Below are 19,706 nucleotides of genomic sequence, written 5' to 3'. Positions count from 1 at the left end.
ATGACAGGCCGTGAGATCGTCGTCGGCATCGACCCGGTCAGGGACTGGCACATGGCCCTGGCCTGGGCGGCCGACGAGGCGCACCGCCGGGCGCTCGGACTGGGTCTCGCACTGGTGGTGCCACCGCAACACGACACCCAGCACGCCGACGGGAGCACGTACCGCATCGACTTGCGCCGGACCGGATCGGAAGCCCTCGAAGCGGCCGCCGTGTGGACGCGCTCGCGTCACCCGGATCTCGAACCGTCCGCCCACCTGCTCGACGGGCTTCCGGCCCCCGTACTCGGCCGGCTTTCCCTGAAGGCCCCCATGCTGGTGCTCGGCTCGCGACACCTCAGCCGCACCGAGGAGTTCCTCAGTGCCGGTTCGCTGGTGGTGCCCGTCGTCGCGCAGGCGCACTGTCCGGTCGTGGTCGTCGGTGATGCGGAGCACGTCAGTCAACTATCGCCGTACATGGTGGTCGCGGTCGACGGCAGTGAGTCGTCGAAGGCGGCGCTGGCAGTGGCCTTCGAGGAAGCGAGCGTACGCGGATGCACCCTGCGGGCGATCTCGGTGTGGCACCAGCCCCTGCTCTCGTTCCAGGACAAGAACGCCGGTCTCCAGGCGCAGCGCCGCATGCTGTCCGAGACCGTCGCCGGCTGGTCGGAGAAGTACCCGGACGTCGCGCTCACCCACGAAGTGCTCGCAGGCCACCCGGTCGAGGAGCTGGCGAAGGCAGCCGAACACGCCCTGGCCCTGGTGCTGGGCCGCCGCGGTAACGGGGGCTACACCGGCATGCGGCTCGGCTCCGTCGTCCACGGACTGCTGCACCGGGCCCACTGCCCCGTCATCACGGTCCCCGTCGCGCAAGGGACCTGATGTCCGCGCCCGCGGCCAGCCAAGCACCCGCCGCCCCACGGAAGCCCCGCGGACTCACCGAACGGGAAGCCGAGCGCCGCCTCGTCGAACACGGCCGCAACGAAATCGCCGCCCAGTCGGCCACACCCCTGTACGCGCGGGTCCTGGCGCAGCTCCGAGACCCCCTGGTCATGGTCCTGATCGGCGCGGTCCTGCTCACGATCGCCATCGGCGACCACGCCGATTCCATCGTCATCGGCCTGGTGATCCTCTTCAACACCACCGTCGGCGTGACCCAGGAGATCCGCGCCGACAACGCGGTGGCCGCCCTCTCGGCCATGTCGGCACCGGGAGCACGCGTACTGAGGGAGGGCACACCGCGCGAAGTCCCGGCCACCGACGTCGTACCCGGTGACATGCTCCTCCTCGGCGAGGGCGACATCGTCGCCGCCGACGCCGAGCTCACCGAAGCATCGGCCCTCCTCGTCGACGAGTCCATGCTCACCGGCGAGTCCGTCGCGGTGGACAAGGATCCGGGTACGACCTTGAGCGCCGGAACCGTCGTCGTACGGGGGAGGGGCGTGGCCACCGTGGCGGCGACCGGCGCGGCCAGCGCACTCGGCCGGATCGCCGCCCTCCTCGAAGGCGGGCGGGAACCGACCCCGCTGCAGCACCGCCTCGCCTCCCTCGGACGGATCCTGGCCGCCGCCACACTCGGACTCTGCCTGGTCGTCTTCGCGCTCGGCCTCCTGCGAGGCCTGCCCGTCGGGATCATGGCAGTGACCGCCATCAGCCTCGCGGTCGCCGCGGTACCGGAATCACTGCCCGCCGTCGTCACCCTCGCCCTCGCCCTCGGCGCCCGCCGCATGGCCACCCGGCACGCGCTCGTACGCCGCCTTCCCGCCGTCGAGACGCTCGGCTCCGTATCGGTCCTCGCCACGGACAAGACCGGCACCCTCACCGAAGGCCGCATGGTGGTCCAGCAGGTCTGGATGCCCCATGCCACGGCCGACCTCTCCGGTGTCGGCTACGAGCCCGAAGGCGACGTCCTGATCGCAGGCCGACCCCCGACGCCGACGGAGATGGATCCTCTGCGCAAACTGCTGACCACTGCGGCGCTCTGCAACGACGCCTCCATCCGCCCGCCGACGGGACCGGTCCCGCCCGACGACCGCTGGATCCCGGTGGGTGACCCCACCGAGGCTGCCCTCCTGACGGCCGCGGCCAAAGCGGGCTGTGCCGATCAGGCCGACCTCCACGAAAGCCACCCGCGCGCGGACGAAGCCCCCTTCGACAGCCTGCGCAAACGCATGACCACCCTGCACACCACGCCCGAGGACCGGGTGCTCGTGTGCCTGAAGGGCGCGCCCGAAGCGACCCTCGACCCCGCCGTCCTCGCCGACCCCACGGACCTGCTTCACGCGGCGGAACAGCAGGCTGCGCTGCTGGCCGCCCATGGCTTCCGCGTCCTCGCCGTCGCTTCCGGTACGCGGGACGATGTCCCCGACCACCCCGCCGACGCCGAGTCCGGCCTCCACCTGCTCGGCCTGGTCGCCATCAGCGACCCGCCCAAAACGGAGGCCGCGGCCACGATCGCCGCCTGCCGGGCCGCCGGCATCACCCCCATCCTCATCACCGGCGACCACCCCGCCACTGCGCGCGCCGTGGCAACCGAGGTCGGCCTGCTGTCCGCCGACAGCTCGCACGAGAATGTGGTCACGGGTGTGGACCTCGCCGCCGGCCGGGTCGCGGACCTCACCACCGTCCGCGTATTCGCGCGTACGACTCCGCAGCAGAAGCTGGACATCGTGGAAGCCTGGCGCTCCCACGGTGCCGTTACCGCGATGACCGGCGACGGCGTGAACGACGGACCCGCCCTGCGCCAGGCCGACATCGGCGTCGCGATGGGCGCACGCGGCACGGAGGTCGCACGGCAGGCCGCCGACCTCGTGCTCACCAACGACGAACTGTCGACGGTCGTCTCGGCGGTCGAGGAAGGCCGTCGCGTCTACGACAACATCCGGCGCTTCCTCGTGTACGGCCTGGCGGGCGGAGCGGCCGAGATCCTCGTCATGCTCACCGGCCCCCTCATCGGCCTCCCCCTGCCCCTGCGGGCCGGACAGATCCTCTGGATCAACCTCCTCACCCACGGCCTCACCGGTGTCGCCATGGGCGCCGAACCCGTCTCACCGGGCGCCATGAACAGGCCGCCCCGCCCGCCCGGACAGCACATCCTCGGCGCCGGCGCCTGGCAGCGGCTGCTCCTCCTCGCCACCGTCGTCACCGCCTCCTGCCTCGCGGCCGCCCTCACCGCACGCGCCTGGGACCTGCCCTGGCAGAGCGTGCTCTTCCTCGCCCTGCTCGCCGGCCAGCTCGGAGTGGTACTGGGCCTGCGAGCCCGTCTGCTGACGAAGGAGAACCTCTTCCTCCCCCTGGCGGTCCTCGCCTCCGCACTCCTCGCGGCAGCCGCGCTCTACCTCCCCGCGCTCCGGTCGATCCTGGAGACCGAACCGCTCGATGCGACCGGCATCGGCCTGGCGGCAGCCACAGCGCTGATCGGATTCATCGCAGCCCGCGTCGTACGGACGGCGTTCCACGCGCAACCACCGACAACGACGATCTCCCACGGCTGAGGCGAAACGGCCTCGGCCGGGGATGTCGCGTCCGCTCGGCAGGCAACAGCAGCCCGGCGCCCTCGTAGAAGCGCAAGGTGGTCGCCGGAACACCGGAACACCGGAACGCGGCCAACCGGGAGATCCGCAGAGTGCTCACACCTCGAAGATGAACCTTCGACTCGGGCCGAAGGTCAAGCTGTCACGTCGCACGGACGCGTCTCCGTACCGCTGGAAGGGTTCGAGTATCCGGACCTTCGCCTCGTCGGGGACGCCGGGGCCGCGGTCGACGACGCGCAGTTCGAGGCGGCTGGCGAGGGCACTGGCGGCGACGAGGACGGTCTGACCGGCAGGGCTGTACTTGACGGCGTTCTCGACGATGTTGGCGACGGCCCGCTCCAGCAGGCCCCGGTCGACGGCAACCATGGGCAGCTACCGGAAGCCACTGGTGGGCAAGTTCACCGCGCGGCAGATGCGGCTGCTCACCGAGCGGATCGAGCAGGTCACCACCGAATGCCTGGACGCCATGGAGAAGGCCGGTCCGTCGGCGGACGTGGTGACCGCGTTCGCCAAGCCCTTCCCCACCATCATCATCTGTGAGCTGCTGGGGGTGCCGTACGAGGACAGGGCCTCTTTCCAGGAACAGATCGACACGTTCATGAGCGGGGAGACGGGCGAGGAGGAGCTGATAGCGGCCTACACCGCGACCCAGACCTACCTCGCGCAGCTGGTGGCCGCCAAGCGTGCGAACCCCACCGACGACGTGCTCAGCGAACTACCCAGAGCTGTTGGAGGAAATCCGGTCGGCGTGCGTCGACCGGATGGACGAGTAAGCAGACCTGCTGCCCTGCCGTCGGTGCTTCTCGTAACGGGCTTCAATCTCTGACAGCACAGGCGTCTCTGGGGTACACCCTTGGACGGCCCTGACCGGCAGTGGTCACTCCTTGGTGGCCAGGACGGCAGGAAGCCGAGTCGCTGCGGCGTGTACGCGGAGCCGGCACCCTGATCGTCAGACCGGGCGTCGCGCTTCCTGGTGAGTCCCCTACGGAGCGCGGTGGACGCGGGCGAGGACGAGAACCGTGTCGTCGGCCGGCGGGGTGGGCAGCAGGCTCGCGAGGATGTGGTCCGCCATTGCTTCCAACCGCCCAGGTTCCCTTCGCAGTTCGACGCGCAAGGCTTCCAGGCCGGCATCGATGTCCCGGCCGCGCGCCTCGATGAGGCCGTCGGTGTACAGGGCGAGGGTCGCGTTGTCGGGCAGTTCGATTTCGGTAGTCCGGAAAGGGAAGCCACCGATACCGAGGGGAACTCCCAGGACTTCGTCGATGGTCTCCACTGTGCCGTCCGGCCGGAGCAACAGGGGCGGGGGATGGCCGGCGCTGGCGATGCGGGCGCGGCCGCTCTTCGGGTCGTAGACGATGTACAGGCACGTCGCCAGCTCGATGCCCGCCTCCTGGGCGCACGTGTCGAGTTCGGTGAGCAGGTCGGCGGGCTCGCTTTCGTGCCTGGCCAGTGCCTTGGTGGTGATGCGGAGGCGGCCCATGGCGGCGGCGGCCGACACTCCGTGCCCCATCACGTCGCCCACCACGAGGACGACCCGGCCGTCAGGGAGGTTGATCACGTCGTACCAGTCGCCGCCGACCTCGGTGATTCGGCTGCCGGGTACGTACCGGTGGGCCACGTCCACGTACGGGCTGGTCGCCAGCGCGCTGGGCAGCAGCGCCCGCTGCAGTGTGAGCGCGATGTCCTGGACACGGCTGTACAGGCGGGCGTTGTCCAGACAGATCGCGGCACGTGAGGCGAGCTCACTGGCAAGGCTGACGTCGTCCTTGGTGAAGGCCGGCCGGTCGGCGGACCGGCCGAACATGGCGATTCCCTGGACGGTGCCCCTGGCGATGAGCGGGGCGATGAGGACGCAGGCCAGCCCGCTCTCGGCAAGGAGCCGTGCGCGGGACTCGATGAGGACGGTCCGGGCCAGGAACTCCTCGTTCACCACGGCGGAGATGGCACGGCCGGTTTGCAGCATGTCGTGGATGACGGAGCCGGGCGGATACCGCACCGTTTCCACGCCACTCACGAGCTCGGTGGCCGGAGGGGGCAGGATCGTCCCGGATGCGATCCGGCGGGTGATCAGCGGCCGCGCCGGATCAAAATCCGCCGCCTCGTCCATCCACTCCACGAGTTCGACCACTGCGCCGTCGCAGAAATCCGGCATCGACGCGTCGACGAGCTCCTGAGCCGTGAGGTTCACGTCCAGGGTGGTTCCGATGCGCGTGGAGGCCCCGTCGAGCAGGGCCAGCCTTCGACGGCTGGCGGTGGCTTCCAGGATGGCATGTTCCCGGTCGGTCACGTCCACCATCAGCCCGCCCACTCCGGGGCGCGAGCCGACCGCCTGGGTCAGGGGGAAGAAGCTCACCGACCGTACTTGGTCACGGTCCGGATGCCCGCGCGGGCGCATGCCCACCAGCGTCCCCACGACCGGCGGCCCGCCCAGGGCGACGCTCCGGAGCATGCTCTGGTACTCGCCGCCGTCGGACACGATCATGATTTCGTCCATGGGCCGCCCGAGGTGCGACGCGATCGGGAGGCCGTCCATGTCGGCGAGCGCCTGGTTGAGGTGGACGTACCGGAGCTCCGGGTCGAGCATGACCAGACCGATGGGGCAGGTCTCGAAGAGAGCGTCGAGGAAGGCGAGGTTGGTCTTGACCCGATCGAGCTCGTCGCTGCGGCTCGCCAGGACCATCACCACTGAACGTCCTCCGGCTCCCTGCATGGAAAAGGCCCGGAAACCGCACTCGAAGTGCGTGGCTTCACGATGCCGTGCCGTCAGCCGGCCCCTCCAGTACCCGAGGGTCCGGCCCCGTTCCGTGAGCCGGGCGCAAGCGTCGGAGGCGCTCCGGGGCCCGTCGGCGAAGAGAACGGCGCCGGGCTTCGACAGGACGGCGGTGGATTCGTACCCGAAGAGGTCCTGCGCCCCGGGTCCCCAGTAACAGACGAGGTCGCCGTCATCGACACCGAAGACGGCCACGGGCACGTGCTCCAGCATCGCGCCCGGCTCGGACCAGAACGGGCCGTGAGCCTCCTCGCCCCCCGGCAGAGCCGATGGCACGAGATGTCCCCTTCCACCCGCCGTTCCCACCATTATGCGGGCCCCATCGGCGGGCGCGCGGCGGGAAGCAAGTGCGCCATGACGAAGGCGGAACCGTTGGCGTCGAACAGCCTGGGTGCCCGCTGAAGAGACCTCGACGCTCCAGTGGCCCACGTGAGACCGGGCGAGGTCAGCTGTTGTCCAGTAGTGCTTGCCCGATGTACTCGCCCGGGGCGGCACCGGCCGGGGCGGCGAAGAGGGAGGACGCCTCGTGGACGGGGTAGCGGGCGAGGGCGTCGCCGCGGGCGAGGCGGTGCTGGACGGGGATGAAGCCGGTGCGGGGGTCGGACTGCCAGGCGAGGAAGAGCATGCCGGCGTCCGGGGTCCCGTCGGGGCGCAGCCCGTCGTGGTAGGACCAGCCGCGGCGGAGCATGGTGGAGCCGCCGGTGGTGGCGGGTGCGGCGAGGCGGATGTGGGCGTTGGTGGCGATGACGGGGACGCCGTCGGGCCGGGCGGCGGCGAGGTCGGCCGGGGTGCGCTCCGTTCCGCCGCTCAGGGGGGAGGGTGTCCCAGTGGTCGAGGAGCATGCGGATGCGCCGTACGACGAGGTAGGAGCCGCCGGCGAGCCAGGCGGGGGCCGCCGGGTCCGAGACGACGATCCGCGCCAGCTGGGCGGGGTCGGCCGGGTCGGGGTTGGCGGTTCCGTCGAGGTGGCCCATCAGGTTGCGGTGGGCTCCGCCGGCCGAGGTCCCCTCGGGTGCGCTGGTGAAGCCGGTCAGCGTCCACCGGATCTTCGCTTCGCCCTGGGCCAGGCGCTGGAGCGTGCGCAGGGCGTGGACGGTGACGAGAGGGTCGTCCGCGGCGATCTGTACGAACAGGTCGCCGTCGCCGCGGGCGGGGTCGAGCTGGTCGTCCGGGAAGGCCGGCAGGGGTGCGAGGGCCTCGGGGCGCGCGGAAGCCATGCCGACCCGGTCGAAGAAGGTTGAGCCGAGCCCGAACGTGAGGGTGAGCGCCGCGGGGCCGACCCCTCGGGCCGCCCCGGTGTCGACGGCGCGGGAGCTGGGCGGGGACAGTTCCTCCCCGACCGGCCCGCCGCGCGTGAGCCGTTCGGCGGCGGTGGACCAGCGCAGCAGCAGGGCGGCGGCCCGGCCGCGGTCGGTCCGGGTCCCGAAGTCGAAGGCGGCCAGGCGGACATGGGCCTGACGGGGGTGGAGGATCCCGGCCTGGTGCCGTCCGTGGAAGGGTGCGGCCTTCGCGTCGGTGGACGGGGCCTTGTCCGAGCGCAGGGAGGCGAGCGCCGTGGTCCCGGCGCCGAGGACGCCGAGTCCGCCCGCGCCGAGCAGCAGCCGCCGGCTCAGGGGTCGGCGGCTGCCCGTACCGGTGTCAGGGCTGGACACCGTCGACCACCGGATCGATGACGCCGACCCACAACTGGTTCAGCTCGGATACGTACCGTCCACCCTTGGTGTCCTGCGGAACGACGAGGCGAGGTCCGGACGCGTCCTCGAAGGGGGTTCCGTCCTCGGAAACGGCCAGCAGGACCTGGGATTTAGCGAAGGCCGGGTCGAGCTCCGCCCAGGCGAACACGGCACGGTAATCTCCGCCACCCGTCGCGGCGACGACGCCGCGCAGCGAGCCGTTCTTCTTCGACGCGTCAAAGCGCGGCTGCGCGTTCTTGAGCACCTCGTGGAGCAGAACGCCCTGGTAGGTGTGCTTCTGCGGGCCCTTGGCGCTGGTGAACTCGACCGAGACCGAGGTCTGCGGCAAGGCGCGAAGTTCGGCCAATGTGACGGTGTGGGGCTTGTCGACCTGGCCCGCCACGCGTACCTCGCCCGGCTTCAACGGGGGCAGGGACCCCGTGGTGGAGGAGGGAGCGGAAGCGGACGGCGAAGCGGAACCCGTCGCGGCCGACGGGGCCTTGGCGTCGGCCGACTCTCCGCAACCTGTCAGGAGCAGTCCGCCGACGGCGAGCGAAGCTCCCCAGGCTCGTGTGCGGAGTCTGATGTGCTGAGGCATGGGCGTGTCCCTCCTGACTACTGCTCGACTGCCTCGCAGGTGCGAGGTTAACAATGTCGAGTCAGCTCAAATGACATGTGAAATATGCATGTCAGGTAGCAGATGTGGACATGGGTTGCTGGACAGTCGTGGGGCTCGGCTGACAGGTTGGGACCACGCCGACGGGTCGCCTCGAACCGCGGGTGCAGCGCCTCCCGCGACCTTGGTTGGACCTCCAGAACGAGCGGGTCAAGGCTTCGCGATTTGGTGGAGTGCTCCAGTGCGGTGCCGGAAGTTCCGCTGTTTGACTCGTAGTTGTTCGTCGCCGGGGAGGTGATCGTGCTCCTCCCCGTGCGGCCGTTCTCGCACCTGATCCGCTCGCCTTGCCATGGAAATCCTCAGGCCCACCTGCAGTGGGCGCAGATTAGAGGTCGTTTCCTTTGGTGGAAACGTGGCTATGTTGCCTGGGCGTTCGTCTACCAACTCGGGCTGAAGCAGGAACTGTGGGAGATCATGGGTAGGACGTTGGAGGCGGCTGGAGAAGCGCTGTGCTGCGCCGCGGCCATCCGTTTGGGTGGAGCCACCCAAGTGTTGGCTGACAGGGCTGGCCTGTCCGATCGCTGCGGTCCGGTGGTGGCGGGACTGGAGGCGATTGCGGCGTCTCTTGAGGGTCAGGAACTTGATAGGGGCGCGCTTGGCGCGGCCTTCAGTGCGAACTGGAACCTGGGTGCCGCATATCCGGCCGAGCATGCGGGTCGGGCGTTCTTCACAGCCTGGACTCGGGTGGTGTTCGTCGCGATCGGGCCGGCCCTGCCGAGCCAGCAGCAGATTGTCGCTATTCAAGGTTTGGACTGCGCTTTGGACGCGGCGGCGGCGTGGCCGTCCGACGCCCACGTCGGCTCCTCTGTGAGACTCGTCGACTTCGAGCTGGCCTGCCAGCAGAAGGCTGAGGATGAGCTCCGAAAGGGCGGGTTACCGGCACTGCGGAGGCTGACCCAGGTGCAGAGTGAGCAGTACGGCCAAGCAGCGGAACTGCTCATCGGCTAGCAGCAGACCAGCTCAGAGCCCGTATCCCGGCTTGACCGCTGTAAAGCTGACAGCGGGGTGCACGTCCCTTCCTCAGCTAAGTCTTCGGCAGTTGATCAGAGCTGCGGCGATGGCGGTGAACGCGAGGAAGTGTTCTGCCTTGCGTTCGTAACGGCGGTGTAGTCGGCGGCAACCTGCGAGCCAGGAGACTGTCCTCTCGACCACCCATCGATGTCGGCCGAGCCTCTGCGAGGACTCGATACCTCGACGGGCAATGCGGTGCTGGATGCCGCGCTTGCGCAGCCACCGGCGAAGGTGGTCGTAGTCGTACCCCTTGTCAGCGTGGAGCTTGCCAGGCCGACGTCGACGTGGACCGCACCGTGATCGGACCGGCGGGATGCCGCGCACGAGCCGCTCCAGTCCAAGGCTGTCGTGCATGTTGGCTCCCGAGATGCCCAGCGACAGCGGTAGACCGTTCCGGTCGGTGATCAGGTGGATCTTCGATCCCAACTTGCCGCGATCGGTCGGGTTTGGTCCCGTCAGTGGCCCCCTTTTGCGGCCCTCACACTGACGGAGTCGATCGCGCACCGCGACCAGTCCAGCTGGCCGCGGGCGCCGAGCTCGTCGAGGATCACTCGGTGGAGCCTTGCCCATGTACGAGTTCGGCTCCACTGGGCGAACCGCCGGTAGACCGTCTGCCAGCAGGGACCAAACACCGGCGGGAGCTGCCGCCAAGTGCAACCCGAGGTGGCCACGAACACGATCGCTGCCAGAACCTCACGGTCACCTGCCCGGCGCCGGCCCCCGCCCTGTGGACGTATCACCTCATTGGGGGCACCACTCGCCGAAACAACACCCACAACTCGTCCGGTACCAACCGCTCAACCAGATCCGTCATGCAATGAACAACGAATGATCACACCATAAGAAACGAGGTCTAAGGGACGGGGCCGAGCACACTGCATCCGCCACCTGAAGTGGCGCGACCAGGACGAAGGGCGGGCCGTTCCTATCCCGGGAACCATCGTGGAGAGGATCCGGCAGCACGTCGAGCAGCACGGAACCTCCCGGGTCGTGACCGGCCTGAACCGGATCGAGGGCGACTACCTGTTCTCGAACGTGGGTGGCACCAACATCCTCATGTACTCGCTCGTGGACCGGCTCTGGCGGAAGGCCAAGACTGCTGCCGGGATCACCCGGAAGATCACCCCCCACTGGCTCAGGCACTTCTTCGCCTCCGCCGGGCTGTCCAAGGGCGTGCCGGTGACGGACATGGCCGAATGGCTCGGACACAGAGACCCGAAGATCACGTATCAGACCTATGCTCACGTGATGCCGGACGCTCCGCAGCGCCTGCGCACGGTCATGGACTCGGTGTTCACCCTCGAATCGGAGCTGACCCTCCCCCTGGCGTTCGAGGCACTCACCGAGGCTGCCCAGCGGAGAGGAGGGAGGCCCTCGCGAGACGGTGGTGCAGGCCGCGCAGCGCTCCAGGCTCGTCGGCGACGTCACTCGCGAGGCTGTCTCGCGGGCGGCAAGGCCATGGACTCTGGCGGCGGCGTGTGGCGTTGCGTCGTGACTGGCATGTAGCCCTCCGCCCTGCTGGCCCCGTCGGTGGTCATTCCGTGTCCGGCGGCCAGGTGGTGCGGTCGCGGAGGTGGTGGAACTCTGTCAGCTGGGAGGCGAGGACGTCGAAGTGGGGGAGCGGGGCCCACAGGCTGCGCTCGCCGATGACGTAGAGGCGGCGTCTGGCGCGGCTCGCGGCGACGTTGAGCAGGTGCGGGGTGCGGGCCGCCCAGTCGCGGGCGCCGGGCCGGCCGCCGCCGAGCACGAGGACGACGACGTCGGCTTCCTTGCCCTGGGCCCGGTGGACGGTGGCGCAGCGCTCGTCGATCAGTTCGGACGTCCAGCCTTCACGGCCGCGACAGATCTTCTGGCATTCGGCGACGAGGGCCCGGAAGGGGGCGATGATGCGTACGCGCTCGATGTCGACGCCGTGCCGGTGCAAGTGGTCGAGGACGAACTCGAAGGCTCGGCGGTCGCGTTCGCCCCACGGGGCCTCGGACGGGCGGCCCGGGTCGTCGGTGTTGAGCCAGCGGCTGGGGAGTAGGCCGTCCCGTTCCGCATCGGGGAACGCCTTGGGTGCCGTGCCGTAGACCATGAGGCCGCCGTACGCGACCTCGTTGCTGACCGTGAACATCGGCTCTTCGCAGCGGCGGTGCACGCGCAGCGGCGAGCCCACCCAGACGTGCTCGTCCTCGGTGTCCGGGGCAGGCAGGTAGGTGCCGTAGCGGTTGGTCCGGTCGGCGACGGCCTGGGCCGAGGTGGCCGAGGGCAGCCAGTGCTCGTCGACTCCGTAGGCGCGCAGCAGCCGGCGCTGCAGGGCCGTGGGCATGGTGACGACGGGTTCGAGCTGGAGCGGATCACCGACCAGAACGGCACGGCGGGCGCGCCACAGCGCGCCGGCGGCGGCCTGCGGGGTGGCTTGCCCGGCCTCGTCGACGAGGACCCAGCCGATCGACTCCCGGCCGAGGCGGGCGAACATGCTGCCCACCGAGGAGAACGTGGTCGAGACGACGGGCACCAGGAGGAAGAGGGTCTGCCACGCGTGCTCGACCTCCTCGTCGGGGACGGGCCCGTTGGTGCCTGCCATCAGTTCCATGAGGACCTGGAGGTTGCCGCGGACTTTCTTCGCGGCGCCGGCGACGAAGGCGCGGTGCAGGTCGAGGGCGCGCAGGAACAGGTCGCTGCGGGCGGTGGACCACACTTCGTCGGACCAGGGCGAGCCGAGTTCCTGGTCGGCTTCGGTGAGGTGCGACCAGCCGAGCGGCAGTGACGGCAGCGTCCGGGCCGCCTCCCGCAGTTCGCGGTGGCGGCCGTCGAGTTCGGCCACGGCGGCCCGCAGGTCGCGGCGGGACGAGTCGGCGACCCACCGGGCGTGCCGAAGGGCGGCGGCTGCCGCGGCCTCCCGCGCGCTCGCGGCCCGTTCGTGGTCGAGGGCGGCGGTGAGGCCGGCGGCGGCCTCGTCGACGGCGGCGCCGGACTCGGTGTGCCGGCCGGCGGCCAGGGACTCTGCGCGCACGGCCGCGGCGACCTGCTCCAGGGATTCATCGAACGCGGCGCGCTGCTGGACGAGCAGGTACGCGATCTCGGCCTGGGTGTGCTCCTGCTGCTGTTCGGCGGCCTGCCGGTCGGCCGCGCTCTGCAGGAGGCGGCGCAGCCCGCTGCGCAGGCCCCGCTCGACGGCCGGGGGCGCGTCGTGGCGGGCGGTGAGCGCGGTCACGTACTCACGGTGGTGCGCGGCTACTTCACGGGCGGCCGACAGGTCCGCGCGGGCGGTGGCCAGCTCCTGGCGGGCCCGCGGTACGTGCTCGGAGGCCGTCCCGTATCCGGCCTCGGCCACCACCGTGGCCGTCCGGGCGGTGGCGGTGGCGGCGGCAGCCCGGTCCAGAACCGTCGTGGCGGCGGCGACCTGCTGGTCGGCCCGGGACACGGCGGCTTCCAGGTCCGCGATCCGTTGCCCGCCCGACGGGGACTCGACGGCCGCCAGGGCCCCGGCCAGCCGGGCCCGCCCGGCGCGCAGCCGCTCGACCTCGGCCTGGGCGCTGCGGAACGCCGTGACGGCATCGGTCCACGAGGGCACGGGTTGGGCGGGCCCGGCCATTGCAGCCGGGGCCTGGCCCGCAGCGACGACCGCACGCCGGCCGGCGGTCGGGGGCTTGGGCGGAATCCAGTCGCGCAGGATGTTCTCCATGCCGCGCAGCGGTGGCAGTCCCGCGTCGGAGCGGGCCTCGGTCTCCTTCTCTGGCAACTGGCCCCACCAGAACCGGTTTCCGAACTCCTTGCGATTGGACTTGTTGCCGAGCACCGCCGCGACCAGACCCCAGGCCGGCCCGCCCAGGAGCGCGGAGGCGAGGTCGGAGAAGTGGTCGGGGCCGTCATGCCAGTGCTCGCCGAGCGCGCCCATGCCGGGCAGTTCGGCCGTGATGTTCTCCACGGCGCCGTTGTTGGAGGAGGCGACCACGATCTCGAACCCGGTCAGCCGCGGGTCGAGCCGCGACACGAACCGGGGATGCCTGCCCTGGCGGTCCCTGCCGTGCCACGCCGGACCGGTGAACGCCTGCCAGGGCCGGTCGAACGTGGCCAGCACCGCCGCCCGCTCGACGACCAGTGCGGCGACCAGGTCGCGCAGCATCGTGGTCTTGCCCGTGCCCGGCGGGCCGTTCACGGAGAACATCCCGCCCTCGGTTCCCGCTCGGTCGGCGAGCATGCGGTCGACCGCGAACTGTTGGCTCAGCGCGAGCGGGAACCGTGCCGGCGCAGGCCAGCGGCCGGCCGGAACAAGGTCCGGAGCCACCCCTTCCAGGACGACCCCGCGTTCCCGGCGCACATCCGTCCGCGCCCCCACGGCGACGGAGTCGAGCTCGGTCAGGTACGCCTCCAGCGCCGGGCCGATCCCTTTTCCGACGGCCGCGGACACCCGGGCCAGATCTGGCGGGAGAAGACTGTTGAGGAACGGCGCTGTGGCGGCGACCTTCGTCCGCGGGTCCCGCGGCCGGTGGACCAGCCTGCTGCGTACCCGGACCACCCTTGGCCGCAGGTGGTCCCGTACCCCGCACAGGTCGGCGATCTGCGCGGTCAGGGCGACCAGATCGGCGAACCCGAGCGCACGGGGACCGGCGTTGGCCCCGGACTCCGCCGGCGTGTTCGGACCGCCGGTCGACGCCCTCTCGGGAACGCCCTCGGTGCCGTCCGGCCGCCCGGATTCGACCTGCTCCTCGGCGGGCCGGCGGGCCGCGACCCAGTCCGCGGCACGGCGAACCAGGGGTTCCGCCGCGCCCTGCAGGGCGGCGCCGGCGACCTCGCCGAACAGGGCCCCGACCGCGCCGACGGCCGCGCCGCCCAGGATCTCGGCGAGCAGCCGCTGCCAGCTCCCGCCGCCGGCCGGCGTTCCCGCCACACCCCCTGAGTCGGGCCACCGCTCGTACGTAGTTCCGGCGGCCGGGGCGGTGGGGCCGTAAGGCATCTCGGTGGCTGTGAGCTCGTCGATCGCCGAGCCGAACGCGTCGTCGAGCTCCTCGAAGCCGTCCAGCCACCCCGCTGCGGACGGCCCCGGATCGAACAGCCGGCCGGTCGCCCAGGCGCACGCGGAGATCACCGACGTGTCCTCGATCGGCCGGCCCTCGTCGTCCAGGACCAGCGCGAACATCGCGCTCTGGCCCGACAACACCAGCTCGCTCTGCGGCACGCCGGGATCGGGGTCGGTCCCCTCGGGCAGTACCGCGATCATCGCCTGGCGGAGCAATTCCAGGTCGAAGACACCGCAGTAGACCTCATGCCGCCACATCCGGCCGTACGGTGCCCGCCGTGCCCCCGTCTCCGGATGGTCCGGCGCCCACGGTAAGCGTGGCGGTGCCTGGCCCGGCTCCGGCGTGAGGTCGATGACGTACTCGTCCCTCGGCCCGGAGCGGGCGGCGGGGCGTCGGCGGGGTAGCGCCGGGATGGTCGGCGGGCTGAACAGCTCGATCGCACGCCAGCACTCCAGCAGCGCCTCCCGCCGACGGTCCTGCGCGTGTCCGCTCCGCACCCACTGCCCCCGTGTCGCACACGCGGCATCATGCCGCTCCCCTGAAGATCAGCTGTACAGCCGAATCTACCGGACCGTCACCAACCCGGGTCCCGGTCAGAGGATCCTCTGGTGCTGGAACGCTCAGGCACACAGGGCCGGTTCGGCCGCTCCGTCCCCATGCTGGAGCGCGTCCGCGAGAGCGCCCGCGTCGAGGGCACCGCCAACGCGTCCTTCACCCAGGGCGACGCCCAGAGCCATCCCTTCGCACCGGGCACCTTCGACGTGGCGATCATCCGGTACGGCGTCATGTCCTTCGCCGACCCGGTGGCCGCCTTCGCCAACATCGCGAGCGCGCTGTGCCCGGGCGGACGCCTGGCCTTCGTCTGCCCGGCGGAAGCCGGCGGCAACGAGTGGCTCCAGGCCCTCGCCGCGCTGCACGGCATCCTGCCCGTCGGAGAGTTCGGCGCCCGGGATCCCCCGGGATGTTCTCGCTCGCCGACCCGGAGCACACCGTCCGGATCCTTCTCGCCGCCGAGTTCGAGGCGGCCCGGGCGGTACGCGTCCACGCGGACGGGGCCTCGGGCCGCGACGCTGAGGACGCCGCCGCGTTCCTTCTGGGATCCGGCCCCGGCCGACACCTCCTCGACCAGGTCAGGCCCGAGGAACAGGAGTTGGCTCGCCGAACGCTCGCCCGACGTGCTGCGCCCCCACCAGAGGGAAGACGCCGTACTGCTGCGCAGCTCCTCCTGGCTGGTCACGGCACGGAGGCCGGCGCGCTGAGGCCTTGAGTGGCCCCATGGTGCGGCTTGGCGTCAGTGGGCGCGCTCGAACTCCGTTGTGGGCCGTACGCCTTGCCGCTCCGTACGCCCTACCGGCTTCGCCCGGCCGTGGTAGATCTTGCGGGCGGCGGCGGCGACGACGGGGGCGGGCATGGACTGGCACACGATTCGGCTGCTGGGGTGCGCGGCGTGTGGCGTATGGGCGCTGGTGGGGTACGTGCGGGCGCTGGCCGGGGCCACCCGTGTTCAGCGGACAGTACGGGTGACCGGGCGGATCGTCGAGGTGCGGGCACCCGCACACGGCGCCCCCGGCACGTTCGGGATACCCGTGGTCATCGCCTTTCCCGACCGCGCCACAGGGCAGGAACACACCCTGCTGCACGAGGGCGAGCGGGGCCTCCAGCTGGACACGGTCTGGGTCGGCCGCGAGGTCGCGGTGCTCCACCCGCCCGGCGAACCGCGGCAGTTCGAGGTCGGCTACACCCTCCAGGACGGCCTGAGCGGGCGGGGTTGGCCGAACTTCGCAGTCTTTCTGCTGTACGCCGGGCTGGTCACCGACACCGCGATCGGCCATGGCTACCCGTGGACTCTGCTCGGTGTCGGCGGGCCGCTGACCGTCGCCATGGCGTTCGCCCTGCGCCACGACCTTCGCTTGACGCGCCTCGAGTCCGCTCGACTGGCCGCAGCCATCGACGTTCCGGGCCGCGTCGTCGCCGTCACCGAGTCCGTACACGACGACAGCGAGGGGACCTGGACCAGCTACACCGCGATCATCGTCTTCACCACCCGCGAGGGAACGACCGTCACGGCCCGCCTCCCCACCCCGCCGAAGGACTCGGCCAACGCGTACGGCCAGGAAATGACCGTCCACTACGTGCCCGACGACCCCAAGGTCTTCACCCTGGACCGTGCACGCTCCCACCGCTCCGCAGTCCGGGACCTGGTCTTCGTCGTCCTGCTCCTGATGCTCGGCGCGGCGGCGACCGTCGTAGGCGCCTTTCTGCTGTGACAGCCGGACCATGACGGACCCAAGGTCCCCGTCAAGGGCCGTCGCCAGTGGCAGATCCGCGTCCCTGACCGGCGATGATGGGTGTGGGGCGCCGCAGTGGCACCCGTTGGGTTCTCAGGGGTGGAGCCATGATCGAGGTCGGGCGGGACGGCGCGTTCGGCGTGAACGGTGTCGGGATGGAGCGCCGGCCGTTCCCGTTGAGCTTCAGCGTCCGCGAAGTGGAGGGGGTGTGGCGGGTGACCGCCGGCGCGGCCCAGGCGGGCGAGTTGGCCGACCTGCTGGTGGCCGTGGCGAACGAAGCGGTCGCGGTGGTGTCGCTGGCGACCAACTCCTACCTGGACGAGGACTGGCAGCCGATGCGGCCCTCGCTGATCGCGGCCGACCTCGGCGTGCCGTGCACGGTCCACCCCCTCGGCTCCTGGGCGTCCGGCACGTACGGACTCGCGGAGGAGCTCCTGGTGATGGACCGTGACCACCTGCCCCGGTTCCTCGACGGCACCTGGTCCCCGTACGAGCTGACGCTCATCGACCTGCCCGCCGGCGCCACCCCGGAACAGCTCGACGAGCTCGCCCTCGTCCTCGGCACGACCGGCTTCGACGAACCGCTCCTGGACCGCCTGGCAGACTCCTCCCGCGTCTGGTTCTCCGGCCACGACGACTGCTACGTACTGCTGGAAACCCGGGACCCCGCCCTGCCGGCCGCCGTCCTGGCCCGCCTGCTGGCCCTGCTGGCCGGCTCTGCCGTCGCCGAACTCACCGACGAGCCCTCCTCACGCGTTCCCGAGCCCGGGCCGTGGCTGCCCGAGCGGCTCATGGCCACCGCACGCCACTGGATCGGAGCCCTGGACACGGCCACCGAGGATCTGGTGACGATCGCGCTGGCCGCCCTGCCGGAGCCATGGCGGCTGAACGTTCCGTTCCCGCAGCGGGCCGACCTGACGGCGACGCTCGACGTACGCCACGGCACCTGGCGGATCGCCCCCGCCTCCATGCCGCTGCCCTAGGAGCTGCCCGAACCGCGCGGAGGCTACCCGATGGCGAGAGAAACCCCGTTGCCTGCCGGTGGCCGTCCTGGTGGGATGCAGGGGTTTTCGACGGTGGGATCGGCGGGAGGGGACGGCTTGGCAGTGTTCGGGTGTGCGGGCTGCGGTGCGGTCCTGACGGCGGCGGTGTCAGAGGTGGCACTGCCGGTCCACCTGAGCGACACCCACTGGGAGGCCCTGCACCCGCCGCTCCTGGAGGCGGGGACCTACGCCGTCGACCCCGAGCCGTTCGGGCCACCCTGGCGGCCGTGGGAGGAGATCGGAACAGAGCAGGCGGCGGCGCGGGGAATCTTCGCTCCGTCCAGCCGTTGACGTTTAGGAAAGGCGTCGCCGACCGGCCAGCGGCTGGGTAGACCGAGGGCGGTGTGAATGGGGCGAGCCGCTGGCTGGTGGTCGACTTGTATGTCGACCATCCGTGTGGTTGCCCAGGTAGGGAGGATGGGGGCTGGAAGTGATCTGGGGTCGGGGCTATGCCAGAGGACGGGGGTGTTCTTCGCCCAGGTCCAGGGTGCTGGGTTGTCAACGATGAGCACGCCGCTGACCCGGCCGTGGGCGTGGTCGTAGGTAGCGGTCCAGTAGCCGTCGGGCTTTCGACCGAAGGTCGGTGTGCTGGCGTGGGTGTACTCGACCGAGGTCCCGTACAGCGCGGTCTCGGTGTCCTCATCTTCGGGGAACGCGGCTGCATGGCCAACCGCCACGATGAACGGCAGACCCAGCTCGCCGTACCTGCCGCCCTTCCTTCTCACCGCGTCGAGTACCCGATCCTGCTCGTCCCCGAACCAGGCAATCGCGGGGTGGATGCCGATTGTCCTGCTCGTTGGATCGCCTCGCTTGCCGTGGCTGCGGGGAATCGCCTCGAATGTGAGGCACCAGCCAGCCTCCTGCCAGGTGTGCCTGGGCAGCGGAACCCCATGCTTGTACCCGGCGATGACTTGGTCGGGGTCCAGGCTCGCAAGCCACCGAGTCAGCCCAGCCTTCAGCCGCCTGCGTGGCGGTGCTGCCGATCCGGCCCTGTCAAGGGTGCACGACAGGAAGAAGTTGGGGCTCGGCACGCTATTGATGGCGTCGGTCAGATCAGGTGGGAACGTGTCGCCCAGGCGCTGGGCCGTCCAGATCGCCTCGACGACAAATTGCTCGCCATCGCGGGTGACCAGGAAGTCGGGGTTCTTGCCACGCGTGCCTATCTGAGGCTCGATCTCCACGGTGCAACCGGAATCGAGCAGCATCTCGTGCAGGTACAGCTCCCACAGCGCTGAGAAGACGTTCGTGTCGAAGTTGCGATCCAGCAGCCGACTACGCACGCCGGGCTGAGCCTCGTCAGGGAGGTGTGACCACCACTCGTTGATTACATTCCGAACCTGGTCCCAGAACGGACCGGCGATCCTTTCGAAGAACTCAGCATCTGGTTCAGCCGCTCGCTTCGGTGACGCATCCGTCCGATTCCGGCTCGTGTATACGACCATGGCCAAGGATCGTAGATCGTCCCGTCGACGACTCCCGTACATTTCCGCAGCGGCGTGGTAGGCCGGGCTTCATGGGATCGCCGCGCGGCCACCAGGAAGGGCAGGGACTGCCGGAGATCACCTACAGCCACTGTCCATCCGATGGGCGCGGAGAACTGGCGACCGTTGAATACGCGAGCCCACCAATATCAGCCCCTGGCCCGCCTCGTCCAGGCGCCGCTTCACCTCGGCGTACGGCATGGGCTGTTCGCGGCCGCCGCCGGCTGGCCCGGTGGCGAGCGTGAACCG

At 70.6% G+C, this 19,706-nt stretch carries 12 protein-coding genes and 4 pseudogenes; 8 read left to right on the top strand and 8 right to left on the bottom strand.

All coding sequences use genetic code 11. From position 1 onward, the window contains the following. A complete protein-coding gene (locus ACODT5_RS06965; protein ID WP_422518301.1) occupies positions 1-858 on the top strand; it encodes a universal stress protein in 858 nt (285 codons plus the stop codon). Then, the gene (locus tag ACODT5_RS06960; protein WP_422518300.1) at positions 858-3,470 is read left to right on the top strand and encodes a cation-translocating P-type ATPase; all 2,613 of its coding nucleotides are present in this window, start codon (positions 858-860) and stop codon (positions 3,468-3,470) included. Before ACODT5_RS06965 ends, ACODT5_RS06960 begins: the two co-directional genes overlap by 1 nt. A 195-nt stretch (positions 3,471-3,665) precedes the next feature. Here ACODT5_RS06960 and ACODT5_RS06955 read toward each other — a convergent pair. Next, a pseudogene (locus tag ACODT5_RS06955) lies at positions 3,666-3,881 on the bottom strand (sensor histidine kinase); the annotation flags it as partial. A gap of 1 nt (position 3,882) precedes the next feature. Here ACODT5_RS06955 and ACODT5_RS06950 point away from each other — a divergent pair. Beyond that, positions 3,883-4,227 (top strand): annotated as a pseudogene (locus tag ACODT5_RS06950) (cytochrome P450); the annotation flags it as partial. 264 nt (positions 4,228-4,491) lie between these two features. On the opposite strand, the gene ACODT5_RS06945 reads toward ACODT5_RS06950, so the two are convergent. The 4 genes and pseudogenes from ACODT5_RS06945 to ACODT5_RS06930 all read right to left on the bottom strand — a co-directional run bounded on the left by ACODT5_RS06945 (position 4,492) and on the right by ACODT5_RS06930 (position 8,550). Continuing rightward, a complete protein-coding gene (locus ACODT5_RS06945; protein ID WP_422518299.1) occupies positions 4,492-6,555 on the bottom strand; it encodes a SpoIIE family protein phosphatase in 2,064 nt (687 codons plus the stop codon). 169 nt (positions 6,556-6,724) lie between these two features. Continuing rightward, on the bottom strand, positions 6,725-7,006 hold the full coding sequence (locus tag ACODT5_RS06940) for a hypothetical protein (protein ID WP_422519576.1): 282 nt from the start codon (positions 7,004-7,006) through the stop codon (positions 6,725-6,727). Between the two features lie 139 nt (positions 7,007-7,145). Further along, positions 7,146-7,931, bottom strand: a pseudogene (locus ACODT5_RS06935) (Dyp-type peroxidase); the annotation flags it as partial. Beyond that, positions 7,918-8,550 carry a molybdopterin-dependent oxidoreductase gene (locus tag ACODT5_RS06930; RefSeq protein WP_422518298.1) on the bottom strand — a complete coding sequence of 211 codons (633 nt, stop codon included), beginning with the start codon at positions 8,548-8,550 and terminating at the stop codon, positions 7,918-7,920. The gene ACODT5_RS06930 and the pseudogene ACODT5_RS06935, both read right to left, overlap by 14 nt. A gap of 318 nt (positions 8,551-8,868) precedes the next feature. Between ACODT5_RS06930 and ACODT5_RS06925 the strand changes: the two genes are divergently transcribed. Continuing rightward, positions 8,869-9,576, top strand: a complete 708-nt coding sequence (locus ACODT5_RS06925) for a hypothetical protein (RefSeq protein ID WP_422518297.1) — start codon at positions 8,869-8,871, stop codon at positions 9,574-9,576. Positions 9,577-9,648: 72 nt separating this feature from the next. On the opposite strand, the pseudogene ACODT5_RS06920 reads toward ACODT5_RS06925, so the two are convergent. After that, positions 9,649-10,453, bottom strand: a pseudogene (locus ACODT5_RS06920) (IS5 family transposase). A 65-nt stretch (positions 10,454-10,518) separates the two neighbouring features. Here ACODT5_RS06920 and ACODT5_RS06915 point away from each other — a divergent pair. Further along, positions 10,519-11,145 (top strand): tyrosine-type recombinase/integrase, encoded by a 627-nt coding sequence (locus ACODT5_RS06915; RefSeq protein ID WP_422519575.1) that lies wholly within the window; start codon positions 10,519-10,521, stop codon positions 11,143-11,145. A 28-nt stretch (positions 11,146-11,173) separates the two neighbouring features. On the opposite strand, the gene ACODT5_RS06910 is transcribed toward ACODT5_RS06915, so the two are convergent. Then, positions 11,174-14,902 carry a DEAD/DEAH box helicase gene (locus ACODT5_RS06910; RefSeq protein WP_422518296.1) on the bottom strand — a complete coding sequence of 1,243 codons (3,729 nt, stop codon included), beginning with the start codon at positions 14,900-14,902 and terminating at the stop codon, positions 11,174-11,176. A gap of 351 nt (positions 14,903-15,253) precedes the next feature. Between ACODT5_RS06910 and ACODT5_RS06905 the strand changes: the two genes are divergently transcribed. From ACODT5_RS06905 to ACODT5_RS06895, 3 genes are all read left to right on the top strand, one after another. Further along, positions 15,254-15,904 (top strand): class I SAM-dependent methyltransferase, encoded by a 651-nt coding sequence (locus ACODT5_RS06905; protein WP_422518295.1) that lies wholly within the window; start codon positions 15,254-15,256, stop codon positions 15,902-15,904. Between the two features lie 150 nt (positions 15,905-16,054). Continuing rightward, positions 16,055-16,912 (top strand): DUF3592 domain-containing protein, encoded by an 858-nt coding sequence (locus ACODT5_RS06900; protein ID WP_422518294.1) that lies wholly within the window; start codon positions 16,055-16,057, stop codon positions 16,910-16,912. A 128-nt stretch (positions 16,913-17,040) separates the two neighbouring features. Continuing rightward, positions 17,041-17,916 (top strand): hypothetical protein, encoded by an 876-nt coding sequence (locus ACODT5_RS06895; protein WP_422518293.1) that lies wholly within the window; start codon positions 17,041-17,043, stop codon positions 17,914-17,916. A 245-nt stretch (positions 17,917-18,161) separates the two neighbouring features. Here the strand turns inward: ACODT5_RS06895 and ACODT5_RS06890 are convergent, their stop codons facing one another. After that, positions 18,162-19,418: a hypothetical protein gene (locus ACODT5_RS06890; RefSeq protein ID WP_422518292.1), complete on the bottom strand. Its 1,257-nt coding sequence runs from the start codon at positions 19,416-19,418 to the stop codon at positions 18,162-18,164. Positions 19,419-19,706: the final 288 nt, after the last annotated feature.

It is taken from the genome of Streptomyces tatrensis (assembly GCF_049310065.1).
In the GTDB taxonomy this organism is placed as follows: Bacteria; Actinomycetota; Actinomycetes; order Streptomycetales; family Streptomycetaceae; genus Streptomyces.
The sequence above is the reverse complement of the archived record's forward strand: the minus strand, read 5'-3'. Positions and strand labels throughout refer to the sequence as shown.

Coding starts and splice junctions, on each gene's coding strand:
- ACODT5_RS06965 (WP_422518301.1), top strand. CDS start 1: ATGACAGGCCGTGAGATCGTCGTCGGCATCGACCCGGTCAGGGACTGG.
- ACODT5_RS06960 (WP_422518300.1), top strand. CDS start 858: ATGTCCGCGCCCGCGGCCAGCCAAGCACCCGCCGCCCCACGGAAGCCC.
- ACODT5_RS06930 (WP_422518298.1), bottom strand. CDS start 8,550: ATGCCTCAGCACATCAGACTCCGCACACGAGCCTGGGGAGCTTCGCTC.
- ACODT5_RS06910 (WP_422518296.1), bottom strand. CDS start 14,902: ATGTGGCGGCATGAGGTCTACTGCGGTGTCTTCGACCTGGAATTGCTC.
- ACODT5_RS06900 (WP_422518294.1), top strand. CDS start 16,055: ATGGACTGGCACACGATTCGGCTGCTGGGGTGCGCGGCGTGTGGCGTA.
- ACODT5_RS06895 (WP_422518293.1), top strand. CDS start 17,041: ATGATCGAGGTCGGGCGGGACGGCGCGTTCGGCGTGAACGGTGTCGGG.
- ACODT5_RS06890 (WP_422518292.1), bottom strand. CDS start 19,418: ATGGTCGTATACACGAGCCGGAATCGGACGGATGCGTCACCGAAGCGA.